The following is a 16572-nucleotide window of genomic DNA, read 5'->3' on the forward strand; positions in this document are numbered from 1 at the left end:
AATTCAGCCTCTTGACCTTAAAAATATGATTTGTGATGTTAACCAGTTTCAATCCATTTGAACGAATACGCATTCTCTCATGTCAACTTACTTCTTTTCTCCATCCTTAGCAAATCCGAAGTACCTAGGAAAAGATATTTCCAGTCCGAATAAAACATTTTTTGGTCAAAGCGATTTATTTATCTTTGACAACAAAAAATTAAACCTTCTATGATGAGTAAAGTAAAATGCAGCTTTTTCCTGCTGATAATGGTGACTTTTTTGTCAGCCCAAGGGCAGCAAAAGAAAAAGGTGACCTTGGAAGATATTTTCAAATCGTCCACCTTCAGCCAAAAATCTGTCTATGGTATCAACTGGATGAAAGACGGTAACTTTTACAGTTCATTAAGCCGGGAAAATGTTGCAAAAATCGTAAAAATCAACTTGGCTAGTGGTGAAGAAGAAGACGTCTTGGTTGACGGAGAACAAATCGGAGTGGATTTTACGAATTATTCTTTGAGTGCGGATGAGCGTTTTGCTCTCCTCTCTTCCAAGGTGGAGCGAATCTACCGCCGATCGTCCAAAGCTATCTACCATATCGTCGACCTGAATACATCGGATGTTCAGCCCATAATGGGAGAGGAAAAGGTATCCTATGCCACGCTTTCTCCAGACAATACCAAGGTTGCCTTCGTTAAGGATAATAACCTGTATTACAAAAATCTTCTAAACGGAGAAATTACGCAGGTGACGACAGACGGAAAAGAAAATGCCATCATCAATGGTGCCGCCGATTGGGTGTATGAAGAGGAATTCTCCATGGCACAGGCTTTTGCCTGGTCCCCTGATGGTAATAAAATTGCCTTTATTCGCTTTGATGAATCAGGAGTGCCCATCTTCAACATGCAGCTTTGGGGTCCACTTTATCCCAAAGATCATTTATTCAAGTATCCCAAAGCTGGCGAAGATAATTCCAAGGTGGCGATTCACGTTTATCACCTGGAATCTTCCAATATGGTAAAAATGGACGCAGGTAGTGATCAAGACATCTATTTGCCTCGAATCTATTGGGCAGGTGATGCGGAAAAACTGGCCTTTATCCGACTCAATCGGCTTCAAAATCAGATGGATTTGTTGCATGCTGATGTCTCCAGCGGAAAAAGCACGCTGATATTACATGAGGAAGCAGCTACTTATGTGGACTTGGATTATAATGATAATCTTCAATACCTCAGCGACAACAAAAGCTTTATCACGACTTCTGAGAAAGATGGCTTTAAGCATATCTACCACTATGACATGGATGGTAAGCTCATTAGGCAACTAACCTCTGGAGATTGGGAAGTAAGTACACTCGTGGGGGTAGATGAAAAAAACAAACAAATTTATTTCGAATCTACCGAAATATCCCCACTTGAACGACACTTATATGTGATCAATCTCAATGGTAAAGGAAAAAAATTATTAACACAGGAGTCAGGTACCCACAGTACCAATATGAGTCCAGACTTTAAGTACTATATCAACTCTCATTCCACAGCAAACCGGCCGCTGTCGGTTAGTCTCTATGATGCAAAAGGCAAAAAAATCAAAGTATTGGAATCTAATGATGAGCTAGTTGAGCGTATTGGCGGATTTGAACTTGGCGCAAAGGAATTCTTTAGCTTCCAAACCGTGGACGGTCAGGAACTGAACGGCTATCTCATTAAGCCTGCCGACTTTGATCCAAATCAAACCTACCCCCTGTTTATGTATGTGTATGGAGGGCCAGGTTCGCAGAATGTGCGTAATAGCTGGGGAGGTATTCGGGATTTTTGGCATCAGCACCTTGCAGCCGAAGGATATATTGTCGCTTGCGTGGACAATCGCGGTACAGGTGGCCGGGGAAGGGATTTCAAACACATGACCTATGCTAATCTTGGTAAATTGGAAACCGAAGACCAAATCGCCGCAGCCAAATACCTTGGTGACATGTCCTATATAGACCGTAGCCGAATTGGAATATGGGGATGGTCTTATGGTGGGTACATGTCTTCGCTTGCTTTGATGCTCGGAAATGACGTTTTCAAGACTGCTATTGCTGTCGCACCAGTCACCACCTGGAGGTATTATGACACCATATATACCGAGCGCTATTTGCAGACCCCTCAACTTAACGCCAAGGGGTATGATGACTACAGCCCCATCAGCCACGTAGACAAGCTAAAGGGAAACTTCCTGCTGATACATGGTACAGGCGATGACAATGTCCACTTTCAAAATTCCGTGGATTTAGTCGATGCGTTGGTTGCTGCCGATAAGCAATTTGAAAGCTTCTATTACCCCAACCGCAATCATGGAATAAGTGGAGGCAATACTAGCTGGCACCTTTACCGGATGATGACGGATTTTGTGAAGCGTAAGTTGTAATACCGACATAAACTATATTATCTAAAACATCCCATATACCATCCATATGGGATGTTTTTTTGTTTTTATTCCTTTGTTTACCTATATTCAGAAACCCAAAAATATGATCCCATGAAAGAACGTTTAAACACCTCCCTACACAGCCTTAGTCTGGCGCTATTTGTCGGGCTATTAGCATGGTATTTTGTCGCCGCAGATGCAACCCTACCCTTCATACTGACGGTATTAATTGTGGCACTGATCGTTATCGAAATAATTAGCCTAATCATCGTCTCCAAGATTTACCCTGAAAGTCATACATCCTTTAAAATTGGTATTATAGCTGGACTAAGTATTCTTTTGGGTATAAAAACCATGCTTCCCGCATTCTTTGTCCCCTTAACAATCGCTCTATTTGCAACTAATTTTCTGTATAATTTTTACACGAACTCTAAGCGGAGAAAGGGTGGATTTAAAAGAAAAAAGAACAAAAGACTAAAATTTTAACCAAATAGTCCGCTTAGGCACATGATTTGACAGTTAATTTTTATATTAATTCAATACCTGTTAACATGTTCAAGATTATGGCCCCAAAAGCTGATTCTAATAAGCCTTCGTTTGATCTACTACACAACCTTCGGGGCTTCTTTTTAATTTTTTTAGCCTTCCTATTGTTTTCGCAGTTTGCTAATGCACAAGAAAAACTAAATAAACTTCTATCGGAAAGGCAGCAACTTCACCAACAGTGGCAGCAATCTGAAACGAAAAAATCAGGAATATTTGGGAACCGAACCAAAAAAGATATGGTGGCAACCAATGACTGGATGTCACGGATTATCCAAAAGGACAATCAGATTATTGAGGAACTCGAAATGATTAAAAAAATAGAGACTACCGAGATTTCCCACGAGAAAGAGGACTATAAGTTTATTGCCCAAAAGCAGCAGGGAGATATTGGCATTCTCAAACGTTCGCTGGAAGCGAAGGAATTGGAATTGATGGAAGCCAAATCCAAATATAGAACCAACGAATGGGCTGCTTTCATTCTCTTTTTAAGTACTTCAACCCTGGCATACCTGTATTTTAACGGTAGAAGGAAAAGAAAAAAGGCTTCGGTTTAGCTTCCTTTTAATTGGGTCCTCCATGCAAATACAAGCATGGGAAGCTGTGCATAGCTTTTTACCCCCGCCTTTACCCCCTGCGTTTTCAGATACATGTCATTGGACCGACGGCTTAGTTCAGAAAAAAGCGGTTGAATGGAAAGTACATTTCGACGAATGGAGGAAAGATCATTTTTAACACCTGCCGGTAAAGAGGCTACAAATGTTTTATACACCTCCGGATTAACTCTATACAGATCATTCAATTGATAGCGGAGCAGCCGTAGCTGTCCGGTGTATTGAAGCAAATAAGATTCACTATTGGTACAAATGACCCAAGCAATAAAATTAGCTTCTCCCTCATCTGTAACCCCATAGCTGTGAGCCATTTCATGGGCAATGGTAAATGGTTTCTCCAATGGATGCAAACTTGGATCAATATAACTTTCCCCTGTAAATGGAAAATATATGCCATAAATCCCCATTTGGCGCATAAAGCCAGCCGGATAAAATTCCCTGGTACGAGGTTTTCCTGTATAGTTTAGTCCTAATATATACAGGTTGTTGCTTACTTCCAAACGTACTAAATCCTCCAATTCCTGATAATCCATTACGTCCTCAATAGCACTGGTATCCTGCCGGATGTTTGGCCGAACCTGGCTAAGTATATTTTTGGTTAGTATCATTTCCTGCAACAATCTCTGCTCGTCAAGCGGAAGTGGATTTAATGCCAGCTGTTCGAAAATAGGAATCCGTTGATAATTAAAGCCCCAGAGCATCAGGAAAAAAAACACCAGAAAACCGAGCCCGTTTATAGTGGACCTAAAAACAAAGAAAATTTTGTGACGCCAACCACCAGTTTGGACAGTCCGATATAGCACATAGACTACAATTGCTACTACGGATAATAAAAATAGGTAAAAGGTGGGAAAAGGTAGCCGGGATACAGTGGCATCGATAAAGTTTCGAATGACAGGAAAAAAGGTACGCGAATAAAGTTCTTCTGTCTTAGCCGGATAGCGTACCGCTACATATCGGATGACCAATGTCAGGGCTCCTAAAAATCCCCAGGTCCAATTTCCTTTGATCATCCGATATGTCTTTCCACCTATTTATACGGTTGTGATATGCTAATATCGACTTACACGCCTTCTGCTTCTACACCCGTTACCTCAGGAAGCATTCGGGTTAGCAGGTTTTCTATTCCGGCTTTCAGCGTGATGGTACTGGAAGGACATCCGGAACATGCTCCTTGCAACAATACCTTAACAATACCCTCCTGAAAACTATGAAAAACGATGGCGCCCCCATCCTGCTCCACTGCCGGCCGGATATATTCATCCAATATACCTTTTATCTTTTTGACGACTTCGCTGTCATTCTCATCAAAAAGTGGATCCTTTTCTATAAGAGTATTGACTGCTGCCCGACCTGACTCCAAATATGATTTAATATGGTTTCGGATGATATCTTGGATTTCGGGCCAAGAGGTTTCCTCACTCTTGGTGACAGTAACAAAATTGGACGTTATAAAAACACGCTCAACTGCCGCAAAGTTAAACAGCTCCTGAGCCAAAGGGGAATTTGCGGTGCTTTCAGCATCCGGATAATCATAGCTAACACCCTCATCAGTAAGCATAAAATTAGCCACAAACTTCAGGGAGTTTGGGTTGGGATTGGCCTCCATGTACAGGTGTACGGGTCTCTTTTCTGCTTTTAACATAATAGTAACGATCAGTTATTTACCTCTTTTTAACAGCAAAGCAGGCAATTAGTTCCGGTCAAAGAAAATTTTTAGGGCATCCTGCAAATTTAATTATTAAGGAGATGACGCAAACCATTTCGGTTCTGACGACATTTAGCGTTTCTTAAAAAATTAGGTTTCACGCTTAATCTTTCCTCTGACGCGGAAAAATATTTTGCTAACAGGTGATGGAAAAAGGCTGACAAAAACTAGATTAAATCCAGCTCTTAAAAACGCTTTCCCAGACTCGATGCATTATTTCCTAGATTTTTAGTATAATTTCTTGTGCCATTCCATGCTGTTCATGAATTGATTTGCAATGATTCTACTTCGACTTCAAATGCGGCATAGCCTTTGAGCATTTTTAGTATGCTCATAATATTGAGCGTCTACTATCTATAAACAGCAACCATGAAAATCAACGTCACTATATCAGGAATAACAACCGTCAACGAATTGGATAATTATTGGAGTGATGAGGTTCGGGTAAAACTACTGGAAGAATTTGGATATCCTGATGCATCAACGGCGAAACCCAGTGAAATCCAAGAATTATTGCACATGGCCATCACGGACTTTGAGCCAGCGGAGGCCGCAAAGATACTTTTAAACTTTAAATTGGGTGAAGAACTCAATGAAGGCCAGATACAATCCCTTTCTCATGAGATGATGGCGGATAAAGTTGCGGAGGAATATCCAGACCCTGCCTTGCATTATGATCTTTTCAATATAAACCAACTTCTCTTCAAGGCATACAACGGTAAATTTCCAAATACCGAAGCTACCATCATCCAACTGGAACTTCACCCCGAATCAAAAGAAACGGCCGAAGTTAATAAAGAATTGATTACCAGGGTACTTTGTCAAGGGTTGAGCGATAGAAATATCATCAATAGACTATATCCGGATCAAATCTCCGGTAAGGTAGCTTTTGAGGATGCTGAGAAAATCATCTGGCAAATAAGGGAAAAAGGAAATAACGCCTACGAAGTGATCACTTCGAATTATTGGATTGCCAAAGACGACGTTATTTATTCCGAATATGAAGCTGAATTGGAGCTTTTTGACGAAGAAAAAGAAGGATAACTGCCTACTTCTTCCCTTTTATCAGATCAGCACTGGAGGCTTTTCTAATATCGAATTACCAAACTACCAATTTTTTTAACCCCGCCAGTAAGCCTGGATTTTTTTGTGTAGCCTAGAAAGGCAGTGGGTTAAAGATCCCTCCAAGAATTACAGCGTTTTTATTTCCGCACAAAAACGCCCCACTACTAATCTCCAAAAGACATTCCTATCCCTTTTGCTGCCTTAACCAAAAACCCGTCTTTATCCACGTGGTTGTAGCTTTTAGTGGCCTCTAAAATGTCTACCGAGACAATGTCATTGTTCCGATAGGAAACCATTTTCCCAAAGTTTCCTTTCAATACCAATTCGAACGCCTTTACCCCAAAAAGCGTGGCCAAAACCCTGTCAAAGGCAATTGGTGTTCCTCCACGCTGCGTATGCCCCAGTACTGTCTCCCTGATCTCCTGGGTACAACCCACTTGCTTCAAGTGCCTGGAAAGTTCATAGGCGACCCCACCTAGCCGCACATGTTCCGATCCCTCCTCTCCAGGCGAAAAGGTCAAAGTCCCATCCTTCGGCTTGGCTCCCTCGGCGATGACAATATTTACAAAACCTCGGCCCTTTTCATAGCGGTCTTGTATCCGCTTGAGAACCTTATGGATGTCGTAGGGGATTTCAGGAATCAAACATACTTCGGCACCCCCTGCCAATGCTGTATGAAGGGCAATCCATCCAGCGTCCCGGCCCATCACTTCCATTATCATTACCCGATGGTGGCTTTCTGCGGTGGTGACGAGTTTGTCAAAACTGTCAGTGGCTATTTGTACCGCTGTCTGGAAGCCAAAAGTCATATCGGTAGCCGAAAGGTCATTGTCAATGGTTTTAGGTACACCGATAACGGGCACTCCTTTCTCAAACAACGCTTGGGAAATCTTCTGGGACCCATCCCCGCCTATATTAATGACTGCATCAAAACCCAACTCCTTGATCCTATCTGCTACTCTCGCGGTGATGTCCTGAAAGGTAATGTTTCCAAATTCATCTTTTACAGGATATTGAAGGGGATTTCCTTTGTTTGTGGTTTTCAGAATGGTCCCACCCCGCACATGAATCCCAGCGGTCTTCGCCCGATTCAGTTTTACCAGTTCAGGCGGGTTTTTCATGATGCCTGAGAGTGCTTCCACGCTTCCGTAGACTTCCCAGTCTTTATGCTGCTTGGCTCGTTTGTAGATTCCTCGAATCACTGCATTCAATCCGGGGCAATCACCACCGCCTGTACTGATCAATAATTTTTTCATATCAAAAGTTGTCCTGCTCCAAAGGTAAATAAAAATATCTCTCTTATCCAGCTATCAATTGTCCTATTCGATTGGAATATACATTCATTAGAAGTAATTTTGCCCATCCAAAAAATTAGCCCTATGTTTGAATGAGTTCTTAGGTGAACCCTTTCAAAAACGCATGGCATCATAGGGGTTTATCAAGAAAATCAGCAACACCAATGGAAAGAGATCAGGTAATATTTGACCTAATAGGTAAGGAGGAAGACCGACAGAAAAGAGGAATTGAGCTAATTGCGTCCGAAAATTTCACAAGCAAGCAGGTCATGGAGGCGGCAGGAAGTGTGCTGACCAACAAATATGCGGAAGGTCTGCCCAAAAAACGGTATTATGGTGGCTGCGAAGTGGTTGATGAAATTGAGCAAATTGCCATTGATCGAGCCAAGGAACTTTTTGGAGCGACATGGGCGAATGTACAGCCCCATTCTGGCGCACAGGCCAATGCAGCCGTATTTCTTGCCTGCCTTAATGCTGGTGATCCTATTCTGGGATTTGACTTATCCCACGGAGGCCACTTGACACACGGATCTCCAGTGAATTTTTCGGGAAAATTATATGATCCCCATTTCTACGGCGTAGAACAGGAAACTGGCCTTATTGATTATGAGAAAGTCGCCCAAAAAGCACAGGAAGTAAAACCTAAATTGTTGATTTGTGGTGCCTCAGCATACAGCAGAGATTGGGATTATGAGCGCTTGAGGGAAATCGCTGACGAAGTTGGTGCCATTTTACTGGCCGACATTGCCCATCCATCAGGGTTAATTGCCAAGGGATTATTGAATGATCCTCTTGATTTTTGCCATATAGTTACCACTACGACCCACAAAACCTTGCGGGGCCCACGTGGAGGACTGATTTTGATGCGGGAAGATTTTGACAATCCTTTTGGATTAAAAACTCCGAAAGGGGAACTGCGGAAAATGTCTTCGCTGCTTGATTCGGGAGTTTTCCCAGGTACTCAAGGCGGTCCCTTGGAACATATCATCGCAGCCAAAGCTGTAGCTTTCCAGGAAGCCCTTTCCGACGAATACATGCATTATATCCTTCAGGTGAAGAAGAATGCAACAGTCATGGCCGATGCCTTTGTAGACAGGGGATACCAAATAATCTCCGGTGGTACAGATAATCACCTGATGTTGATTGATTTACGAAACAAAGAACTCAGCGGTAAGATTGCGGAAGAAACTTTAGGAAAGGTAGACATTACCATAAACAAAAATATGGTACCTTTCGACACCCGTTCTCCATTCGTTACATCCGGTATGCGTATTGGAACGGCTGCTGTCACTACGCGTGGATTGAAGGAAGCTGACATGCTCAAGATTGTAGCGCTTATAGACAAATCCCTTCAAAACCACGATAATGAGGAAGAGCTACAGAAAATTAAAAAAGAAGTGAACGACTGGATGGTTCAATTTCCTTTATACTAATAAATCGAAAAATTAAGTGGCACTGGATCAATATAAAGAAGAAGAGGAAGAAGACGGCATGTCTTTCCTTGATCATTTGGAGCAACTGCGGTGGCATTTGCTCCGGTCTATTTCGGCCATTTTGGTCTTCATGGTTTTAGCTTTCCTGTCCAAAAGTTTTATATTTGGTGTCGTTATCCTGGGACCTTCCAAGGTGGACTTTATCACATACCAAACTTTGTGCAGGATTTCCGAAGCCCTGTCGCTTCCAGCCCTTTGTATTCAGGAACTCCCTTTTATCATCCAAAGCAGACAGATGACGGGACAGTTTTCCATGCACATCACCTCAAGTTTGGTGGTAGGCTTAATTGCCGCTTTTCCTTATGTTTTCTGGGAAGTATGGCGATTTATTGCTCCGGGATTATATGATAAAGAGAGAAATGCAGCACGGGGAGCAGTATTCTTTGTGAGTTTGCTCTTTTTCATGGGTGCCGCTTTTGGATACTACATTTTGGCTCCACTTTCCATCAACTTCCTATCCAATTACCAACTGGATCCTTCCATTGCCAACGAATTTGACATTACCTCTTACATATCTACATTGTCGATGCTTGTGCTGGCTTCAGCCGTGATGTTCCAACTTCCTGTAGTGATTTATTTTCTATCACGAGCTGGATTGGTCACTTCCGGAATGCTCAAGACCTACCGCAGACATGCTATTGTTGGTATTTTGGTTTTGTCGGCCTTGATCACTCCGCCGGATGTCATTAGTCAGCTATTGATTGCCATGCCCATATTGGTGTTGTATGAAATAGGGATTTTTATCGCAAAGCGGCTTGAAAGGCAAAAGAGAGAAGACGAAGAAGAATTAAGAAAAAAGTATAATGATTGATGCAATTGCGATAGGCGGAGACCACGCCGGATTTGAATACAAGGAAAGATTAAAAGAAGTCTTGCTGGAAAAAGGGTATCAGGTAACCGACTTCGGACCAGATACCGGAGATTCGGTGGACTATCCCGACTATATTCATCCGCTTTGCAACAGTATTGAAGCAGGTGAGTTGACCCGTGGAGTAATCATCTGCGGCAGTGGTAATGGAGTTGCGATCACCGCCAACAAACACCAGGGTATTCGGGCAGCCATATGCTGGAATGAAGAGTTGGCAAAACTGTCGCGGCAGCATAATGATGCTAATCTGATTTCCATTCCTGCTAGATTTGTTGATTTTGACCTTACTGTGAAAATGGTACTCCTTTTCTTACAGACAGAATTTGAAGGCGGAAGACACGCAACCCGTGTCAATAAAATTCCTTGTTAGTTAGCTGCCTTGGCAGGAAAATTTTCTACCCCTTTTTATAATCATAAATCCCCGCTCTATCGATTGGCGGGGATTTTTAGTTCGTAGATCCCATCCGAAACCAGTTCATACCTCTGCTCAAGTTGGGGGAAATAGGGTAAAATCCCTGCAAAAACCCCCTCTTCATCGATAATAACTTCGGGGCTTTCTTCCATAAAATGGCGAAAAACTTTTGTCTTTTTCCTATAGTTCTCCATATCATGCAGGTATTGCTTGGCCAAACCGATGTTGATGAAAGGAGTAGCGGGTACCGCATTCTGATAATAGCCCAGATCTTTGCCCAATACCAAAACACGGGCACCATTTTGTACTTGATGTCGATCCTTTGCGATTATGGCATAAGTGGAAAACGCATCTAAGTCATTTTTCTTGAGATAGAGCCCTCCATACCCTATTAATGGAATGATCAACAAATAGGTGTAGAAAATTGCTCTTTGCTTGTATTTGCTTTTGGAGACCCATAGCAGGTGTACTAAATAGTAGGTAAATACCGGCACGAATCCTAAAAATTGGTATGTAATCGTACGGTTGGCCAAAAACACGGCACAGCAGGAACAGATAAAATAGATTATTATTAATTGACTTTGCTTTTGTTGATTGACATACATCTTCCGCAGGCCAAAAGTCAAAACCAAACCGATCAGGCTTAGGATGATTGGAAACGCAAACAATATTAGTATTTCGTTGTAGGGAACATGAACAACCTGGGCTACCTGTCGGGATGCCAAGACAAACTCTCTGTAAAAATCCCCCAAACTATCTGTCCAAAAAGTATAAACGGCATACATGGAAATAGGAATAAAGTACGAGGTCACTGACAGACTTAATTGCTGAAAATTAAAGCCACTAATGAAAACGCCGCAAATCACCATAAATGGAAAGAACACCACAAGAGGAAAATGGAAACAAAGTGCAAAACCTCCATACAGCCCCAACAAAAGGACTGACTCCGTTGAATTCCGGTTGATGTTCGTATGGGAAAAAAGCTGGCCAAATGCCAAAAGTATAAACGTGTTTCCCATCAAACTGGGTGAGAGTACCAAAAAATCATAAGAAAGATGAAAAAGAGCCAACATAACAATAGCCGGCAGAAAACTGTTTTCCTGAAAAGATTTGAACCTTATAAACAAAAAGTTGAGGTAAATGACCTGAAACAGAATGATGATTCCCGCAACACCATGGTATGCCCATACAGACCTCCCAAAGAGAGAATACAAGACCCAATAAACAAAAGCAGACAAAGGGCCCGTATCATCCATGATCTGAGAATACATGGCATAATCTCCAGCCAATCGCTCCCCTATCAGCATCCATATCATTTCGGGCTGTAGTAATGGCATGTCCATCCATATATATGGAAGCCGTAGTAGCACCACAAACAGCAGGATACCCAAGAGCCGAAACGGATCATTTACTTTGAAAAATTGTAACAAGGGAAAGATTAAGTTTAATTGAAAGACACGAAATTAACCGATACGCATATAATTCACTAAATTTGTCATAACTTTATTATTATGGAAAGCAAAAGACAGCAAAAATATTCAAAATTAATCCAGAAGGAATTGGGGGATATTTTTCAGCGGGAATCGCGGTCCCTCATTGGAAATACCATGGTGACAGTCACTCGGGTGTTGATGAGCCCTGACTTGGGGGTTGCCAAAGTCTACCTAAGCTTTCTTGGTGGCAATACCCAGGAGCTCTTTGACAAAGTCAACGATGCCAAAAAGACAATCCGCAGAAACCTAGGTCAACGAATTGGCAAATCTGTACGTATCATCCCGGAACTGGCCTTATTTTTAGATGAATCGGCTGCCTACGCCCAGCATATGGACGGCGTTATTTCAAAATTAGACATTCCGGAAGCTTCTGACGAGGAAGATGAGGATAACTAACCCCATAATTAATCATACTCCTTGAACCTCTCGTTTTTCATAGCATCCCGGTATTTTCGCAGCAAAAAAAAGCGGAACTTTATTACCGTTCTTTCCCGGATTTCCATGATTGGAGTAGCCGTAGGAACGATGGCACTGGTGATTGTCCTTTCTGTCTTCAACGGTCTTGAAGAGTTAATCAAAGGGATATATGCTTCTTTCGATGCGGAATTAAAAGTAGAACCTGCTTTGGGGAAATCGTTTGAAGTCGAAGCCGAGTGGCTGGAATCCATTCAAAACACTGCCGGGGTAGAAGTGCTTACTGAAGTCATTGAAGATAATGCGCTAGTCCGGTATGGGGATAATCAACTGGTCGCAACAATAAAAGGCGTCTCTGATAATTTTTTGAAGCAAGGCAGGTTTTCGCAAGGGTACTTTACCGGAGAAATGTCCCTGGGCTCCGAATTGCAACCCCATGCCATCATTGGGTTGGGTGTTTCCTATTTCCTTCTGGTAGATCCGGAAAATCAACAGGATTTCCTTCAGGTATTCTACCCTAAGGCTCCCCGGTCAGGAAGCATTGATCCAAGTAGTATGTACAACCGCGAAATCATTAAACCGGTAGGGACATTCAGCATTGAAAAGCAGTTTGATGATGAGTTTATAATCGTACCCTTGGACTTTGCCGCCAAGTTATTAAATTACGGAAACAAACGGACTGCACTGGAAATCAAGGTAGCGGATGGATACAGCATCAAAAAAGTGAAAAATGAATTACGCGCGCTTTTGGGCAGTGAATTCTTGGTAAAAGATACCGATGAACAGCATGCCAGTCTCCTTATGACAATCCGATTAGAAAAATTGTTTGTCTTCCTTACTCTCACGTTCATTCTGGCTGTTGCCTCGTTCAACATTTTCTTCTCCCTGAGCATGCTGGCCATAGAAAAGAAAAAAGACATTGCGGTGCTCTTCGCCATGGGTGCTACACGTAAATTGATTCGGTCCATCTACATGAAAGAAGGCGCCATCATTGCCCTGTCCGGTGCAGCGGTAGGATTGGTACTTGGATTTGTCATATGCTGGCTGCAGGACATGTTTGGACTCGTATCCTTAGGCGTAACTTCTTCCATTGTTGAAAGCTATCCCGTGAAGATGCGGGTTTCAGATTTTCTTTTTACCAGCCTGAGCGTTATCCTGATCACATTTTTGGCTGCCTACAGACCTGCGCAAATTGCCTCCCGCGTAAAGACAGTAGAACATCTTTAATTGAAAAAAAGCTAAAGATTCACGTATTTTTAATTAATTATGTAATTTGCAAGCTAGCGGAAATTAGAATTTGGCAATTATATCAGGTTTCCGTCAGATATGACCCCTTACCATGAAAGTTTCAGCTGAAAAGCCTTTTAAAATTATTTATGCTCTCTTCAACCATGAGTTCTTGGGGATTCTTTTTGAATCCTTTGCAATTCAGCTGGATGAAAAAGGAAGGCTATCCTATGCCTATCAGAATATATCTTCACAAAATGCCCCTGAATTTGCCTCGGAAATGGAAGAGGTGGATTTTGAGCTGATTAAGCTCATGGATAGCATGCAGCAGGAAGCTATCGTCAAGAAGTTTAACACCAAAAATACGAAAGCAAAGGATTTTTTACGCAAAATTTATGATGAACAAAATTCCAACGCGACGACTAAAGAGACGCAAAAACTGATCGACCATCGACTGGAGATTACCCGGGCGAAAATCCTATCGAAAATCAAAGGAAAGCGGCTGTTCGAGACAGGCAACGACGGTAACCCCACTTGGAAGGAAATCGAGATAATGCCTGAAAAAGCATCTGTTTTATTCCATTTTCGCAGAAACGAAGAAAACACACATTACTTTCCCACAATAAAGTATCGGGGCGAAAAACTTGAATGGCAATACGTGGGGAGTTACCTAGTCTGCAAAGAACCGGCTTGGCTGGTAGTCGATAGTAATCTTTACAGTTTTGAGAAAGACGTTGACGGAAAAAAGCTGCTTCCCTTTCTAAACAAAAAATTTATCGTAGTTCCCCGAAAAGTCGAGGAATCGTATTACCAGAAATTCGTCACCCAACTTGTAGCATCATTTGATGTGTACGCAAAGGGATTTGATATTCAGGTGCAGCGGGGCGAGCCTCACGCCCAACTGATCCTTAGCGATCTGCCCGGTAGCCCCACGACTAACTTGTATGGGGAAAAACTGGAAATAGATCAGGACGAAAAAATGGTTTTCGACCTGCGCTTCAAATATGGTGATTATTTCTTTCGATCAGACCAAATTACGCCAACCAATGTGGAACTGGAAAAGAATGGGGATGAGTACGTCTTTCATAAGGTCATTCGAGATTTGGTTAGGGAACAGGAAATTGGTGATTTTTTCAAAACAAGAAATCTTTCTTTCCGAAACGGCAAAGTCGCTATTCAGAAACGGATGGCCTATGATTGGATTATTGACCATAAGCCGGACATGGACGAGCTGGGTATTGAGATTGTACAGGCTAACCCCGACAAATCGAAACGATATTTTATCGGTACAACCAAGATAAGCATCAATATCTCCGAAAAAATAGATTGGTTCGATATTGAGGCGGTCGTGTTATTTGGGGATTACGAAATCCCCTTTGCCAAATTCCGGAAAATGTTGCTTCAGGGAAAAACCGAAATCGAACTGCCCAACAAAGAGATTGCGATTATCCCAAAGTCTTGGTTCGTAAATTACGGGGAAATTTTTTCCTTTATGGAAGACCGGGAGGAAGGTAGCCTTAAGTTAAAAAAGCACCACATCGCCCTAGCCCAAGAACTTCAGAAGGGAAACTTAATCAAACTTTCACTCAGTAAGCGACTTGCCAAGTTGAAAGATTTTTCCTCCTTTGAGGATTATCCCCTTCCAGTCAACTTCATGGGGAGCCTACGTCCCTACCAAAAAGCGGGCTACAATTGGCTTCGATTCCTCAATGAATATAATTTTGGCGGATGCTTGGCCGATGATATGGGATTGGGAAAAACAGTACAGACCCTTGCCATGCTCGCTCATGAGCAGGAAAAGTCGGGTGGTGCAACTTCGCTTCTGGTGATGCCCACTTCCCTGATCTATAACTGGGAGCTGGAAGCCAGGAAATTTACCCCGGAATTAAAAATTTTAGTATATACCGGATCACAACGGATTAAAGATAGTTCCAGATTTGAAAAATATGATCTAGTCTTGACCTCCTACGGCATTACCCGACTGGACATTGACATCTTAGGCACGTTCTTCTTCAATTATATCATTCTGGATGAGTCGCAGGCCATCAAAAATCCCGAAAGCATTATTTCAAAATCGGTCATGCAGCTATCCAGCAAGCACCGACTGATCCTCACTGGGACACCTGTGGAAAATGGAACGATGGATTTATGGTCTCAAATGAACTTTGTCAATACAGGCCTATTGGGTAGTAAGGGGTCATTTAAGCGGCAGTTTCTTCTACCTATCGAGAAGAAAGGAGATATGGATAAAACCGCCAAGCTTCATGCTATGATTAAACCCTTTATCCTAAGGAGATTAAAATCCCAAGTAGCAACCGACCTGCCTGAAAAAGTAGTGAATGTCAAATATTCTACTATGACCGCAGATCAGGAAAAAATTTACAATGAGGTAAAAGATTATTTTAGGGAAAAAATTGTAAATGAATCTTCCATACCTGGAATGTCCCGTCGATCATTTACCTTGCTTCGGGGGCTCACCCAATTGCGTCAGATCGCCAACCACCCCAAGCTTACAGACGAAAATTATATTGGCGACTCAGGAAAATTGGAAGATATTACGCATATGATTTCTTCCACCGCTAGTGAGGGGCACAAGGTGTTGATTTTTAGCCAGTTTGTAAAACATTTAACAATAATCAGAGAAGTCCTTGAAAGGGAAAAAATATGCTACGCCTACTTGGATGGTGCCACGAAAAATCGGCAGGCAGAAGTGGAGGCTTTCCAACAAAAAGATGAAGTGAAGGTGTTCTTGATTTCCCTGAAAGCTGGGGGAGTGGGCCTCAATCTCACCAAAGCGGAATATGTGTTTCTTTTAGACCCCTGGTGGAACCCGGCAGTAGAAGCACAGGCTATAGACCGAGCCCATCGAATTGGACAGGAAAACAAAGTCATGATCTACAAATTTATCAGCAAGGATACCGTAGAAGAAAAGATTATGGCACTCCAAGAGCGCAAAATGGCCCTTGCTGGCGAGCTAGTAAGTTCTGAAGAAAGCTTTATAAAAAGTCTTAACAGTGAGGATATTAAAGCACTGCTTAGCTAAGCATCAATT

At 42.3% G+C, this 16572-nt stretch carries 14 protein-coding genes; 10 read left to right on the forward strand and 4 right to left on the reverse strand.

Features of this window, described 5'->3' with window-relative positions; genetic code table 11:
- Positions 1-213 precede the first annotated feature (213 nt).
- The 3 genes from FQ608_RS01325 (at position 214) to FQ608_RS01335 (ending at position 3488) form a co-directional block, all read left to right on the forward strand.
- Positions 214-2388 carry a S9 family peptidase gene (locus FQ608_RS01325; protein WP_158856324.1) on the forward strand — a complete coding sequence of 725 codons (2175 nt, stop codon included), beginning with the start codon at positions 214-216 and terminating at the stop codon, positions 2386-2388.
- A gap of 111 nt (positions 2389-2499) precedes the next feature.
- On the forward strand, positions 2500-2874 hold the full coding sequence (locus FQ608_RS01330; protein WP_158855998.1) for a hypothetical protein: 375 nt from the start codon (positions 2500-2502) through the stop codon (positions 2872-2874).
- 65 nt (positions 2875-2939) lie between these two features.
- On the forward strand, positions 2940-3488 hold the full coding sequence (locus FQ608_RS01335) for a Clp protease ClpB (protein WP_234364002.1): 549 nt from the start codon (positions 2940-2942) through the stop codon (positions 3486-3488).
- Here the strand turns inward: FQ608_RS01335 and FQ608_RS01340 are convergent.
- Positions 3485-4558: a DUF3810 domain-containing protein gene (locus tag FQ608_RS01340; protein ID WP_158855999.1), complete on the reverse strand. Its 1074-nt coding sequence runs from the start codon at positions 4556-4558 to the stop codon at positions 3485-3487. The two genes, FQ608_RS01335 and FQ608_RS01340, sit on opposite strands and share 4 nt — an antisense overlap.
- A 50-nt stretch (positions 4559-4608) precedes the next feature.
- Positions 4609-5190, reverse strand: coding sequence for a NifU family protein (locus FQ608_RS01345; RefSeq protein WP_158856000.1), 582 nt, complete (start codon positions 5188-5190; stop codon positions 4609-4611).
- A gap of 432 nt (positions 5191-5622) precedes the next feature.
- Between FQ608_RS01345 and FQ608_RS01350 the strand changes: the two genes are divergently transcribed.
- Entirely contained in the window at positions 5623-6297 is a 675-nt protein-coding gene (locus FQ608_RS01350; RefSeq protein WP_158856001.1) for a hypothetical protein, read from the forward strand.
- A 185-nt stretch (positions 6298-6482) separates the two neighbouring features.
- On the opposite strand, the gene FQ608_RS01355 is transcribed toward FQ608_RS01350, so the two are convergent.
- Positions 6483-7574, reverse strand: a complete 1092-nt coding sequence (locus FQ608_RS01355; protein WP_158856002.1) for a 6-phosphofructokinase — start codon at positions 7572-7574, stop codon at positions 6483-6485.
- A 203-nt stretch (positions 7575-7777) separates the two neighbouring features.
- On the opposite strand from FQ608_RS01355, the gene glyA reads away from it, so the two are divergent.
- From glyA to rpiB, 3 genes are read left to right on the forward strand one after another with little or no spacing between them, the layout of a single operon-like run.
- Positions 7778-9046, forward strand: coding sequence for a serine hydroxymethyltransferase (gene glyA, locus FQ608_RS01360; RefSeq protein ID WP_158856003.1), 1269 nt, complete (start codon positions 7778-7780; stop codon positions 9044-9046).
- Between the two features lie 16 nt (positions 9047-9062).
- A complete protein-coding gene (gene tatC / locus FQ608_RS01365) occupies positions 9063-9917 on the forward strand; it encodes a twin-arginine translocase subunit TatC (RefSeq protein WP_158856004.1) in 855 nt (284 codons plus the stop codon).
- On the forward strand, positions 9910-10344 hold the full coding sequence (gene rpiB / locus FQ608_RS01370; RefSeq protein WP_158856005.1) for a ribose 5-phosphate isomerase B: 435 nt from the start codon (positions 9910-9912) through the stop codon (positions 10342-10344). Before tatC ends, rpiB begins: the two co-directional genes overlap by 8 nt.
- A gap of 56 nt (positions 10345-10400) precedes the next feature.
- Here the strand turns inward: rpiB and FQ608_RS01375 are convergent, their stop codons facing one another.
- Complete coding sequence (locus FQ608_RS01375; protein WP_158856006.1) at positions 10401-11816, reverse strand: hypothetical protein; 1416 nt, start codon at positions 11814-11816, stop codon at positions 10401-10403.
- Between the two features lie 81 nt (positions 11817-11897).
- On the opposite strand from FQ608_RS01375, the gene rbfA reads away from it, so the two are divergent.
- The 3 genes from rbfA to FQ608_RS01390 all read left to right on the forward strand — a co-directional run bounded on the left by rbfA (position 11898) and on the right by FQ608_RS01390 (position 16563).
- Entirely contained in the window at positions 11898-12275 is a 378-nt protein-coding gene (rbfA, locus tag FQ608_RS01380) for a 30S ribosome-binding factor RbfA (RefSeq protein WP_158856007.1), read from the forward strand.
- A 21-nt stretch (positions 12276-12296) separates the two neighbouring features.
- Entirely contained in the window at positions 12297-13520 is a 1224-nt protein-coding gene (locus FQ608_RS01385) for an FtsX-like permease family protein (RefSeq protein ID WP_158856008.1), read from the forward strand.
- Between the two features lie 112 nt (positions 13521-13632).
- Positions 13633-16563, forward strand: a complete 2931-nt coding sequence (locus FQ608_RS01390; protein ID WP_158856009.1) for a DEAD/DEAH box helicase — start codon at positions 13633-13635, stop codon at positions 16561-16563.
- Positions 16564-16572 lie beyond the last annotated feature (9 nt).

The sequence above is a fragment of the Lunatibacter salilacus genome (genome assembly GCF_009797935.1).
GTDB lineage: Bacteria > Bacteroidota > Bacteroidia > Cytophagales > Cyclobacteriaceae > Lunatibacter > Lunatibacter salilacus.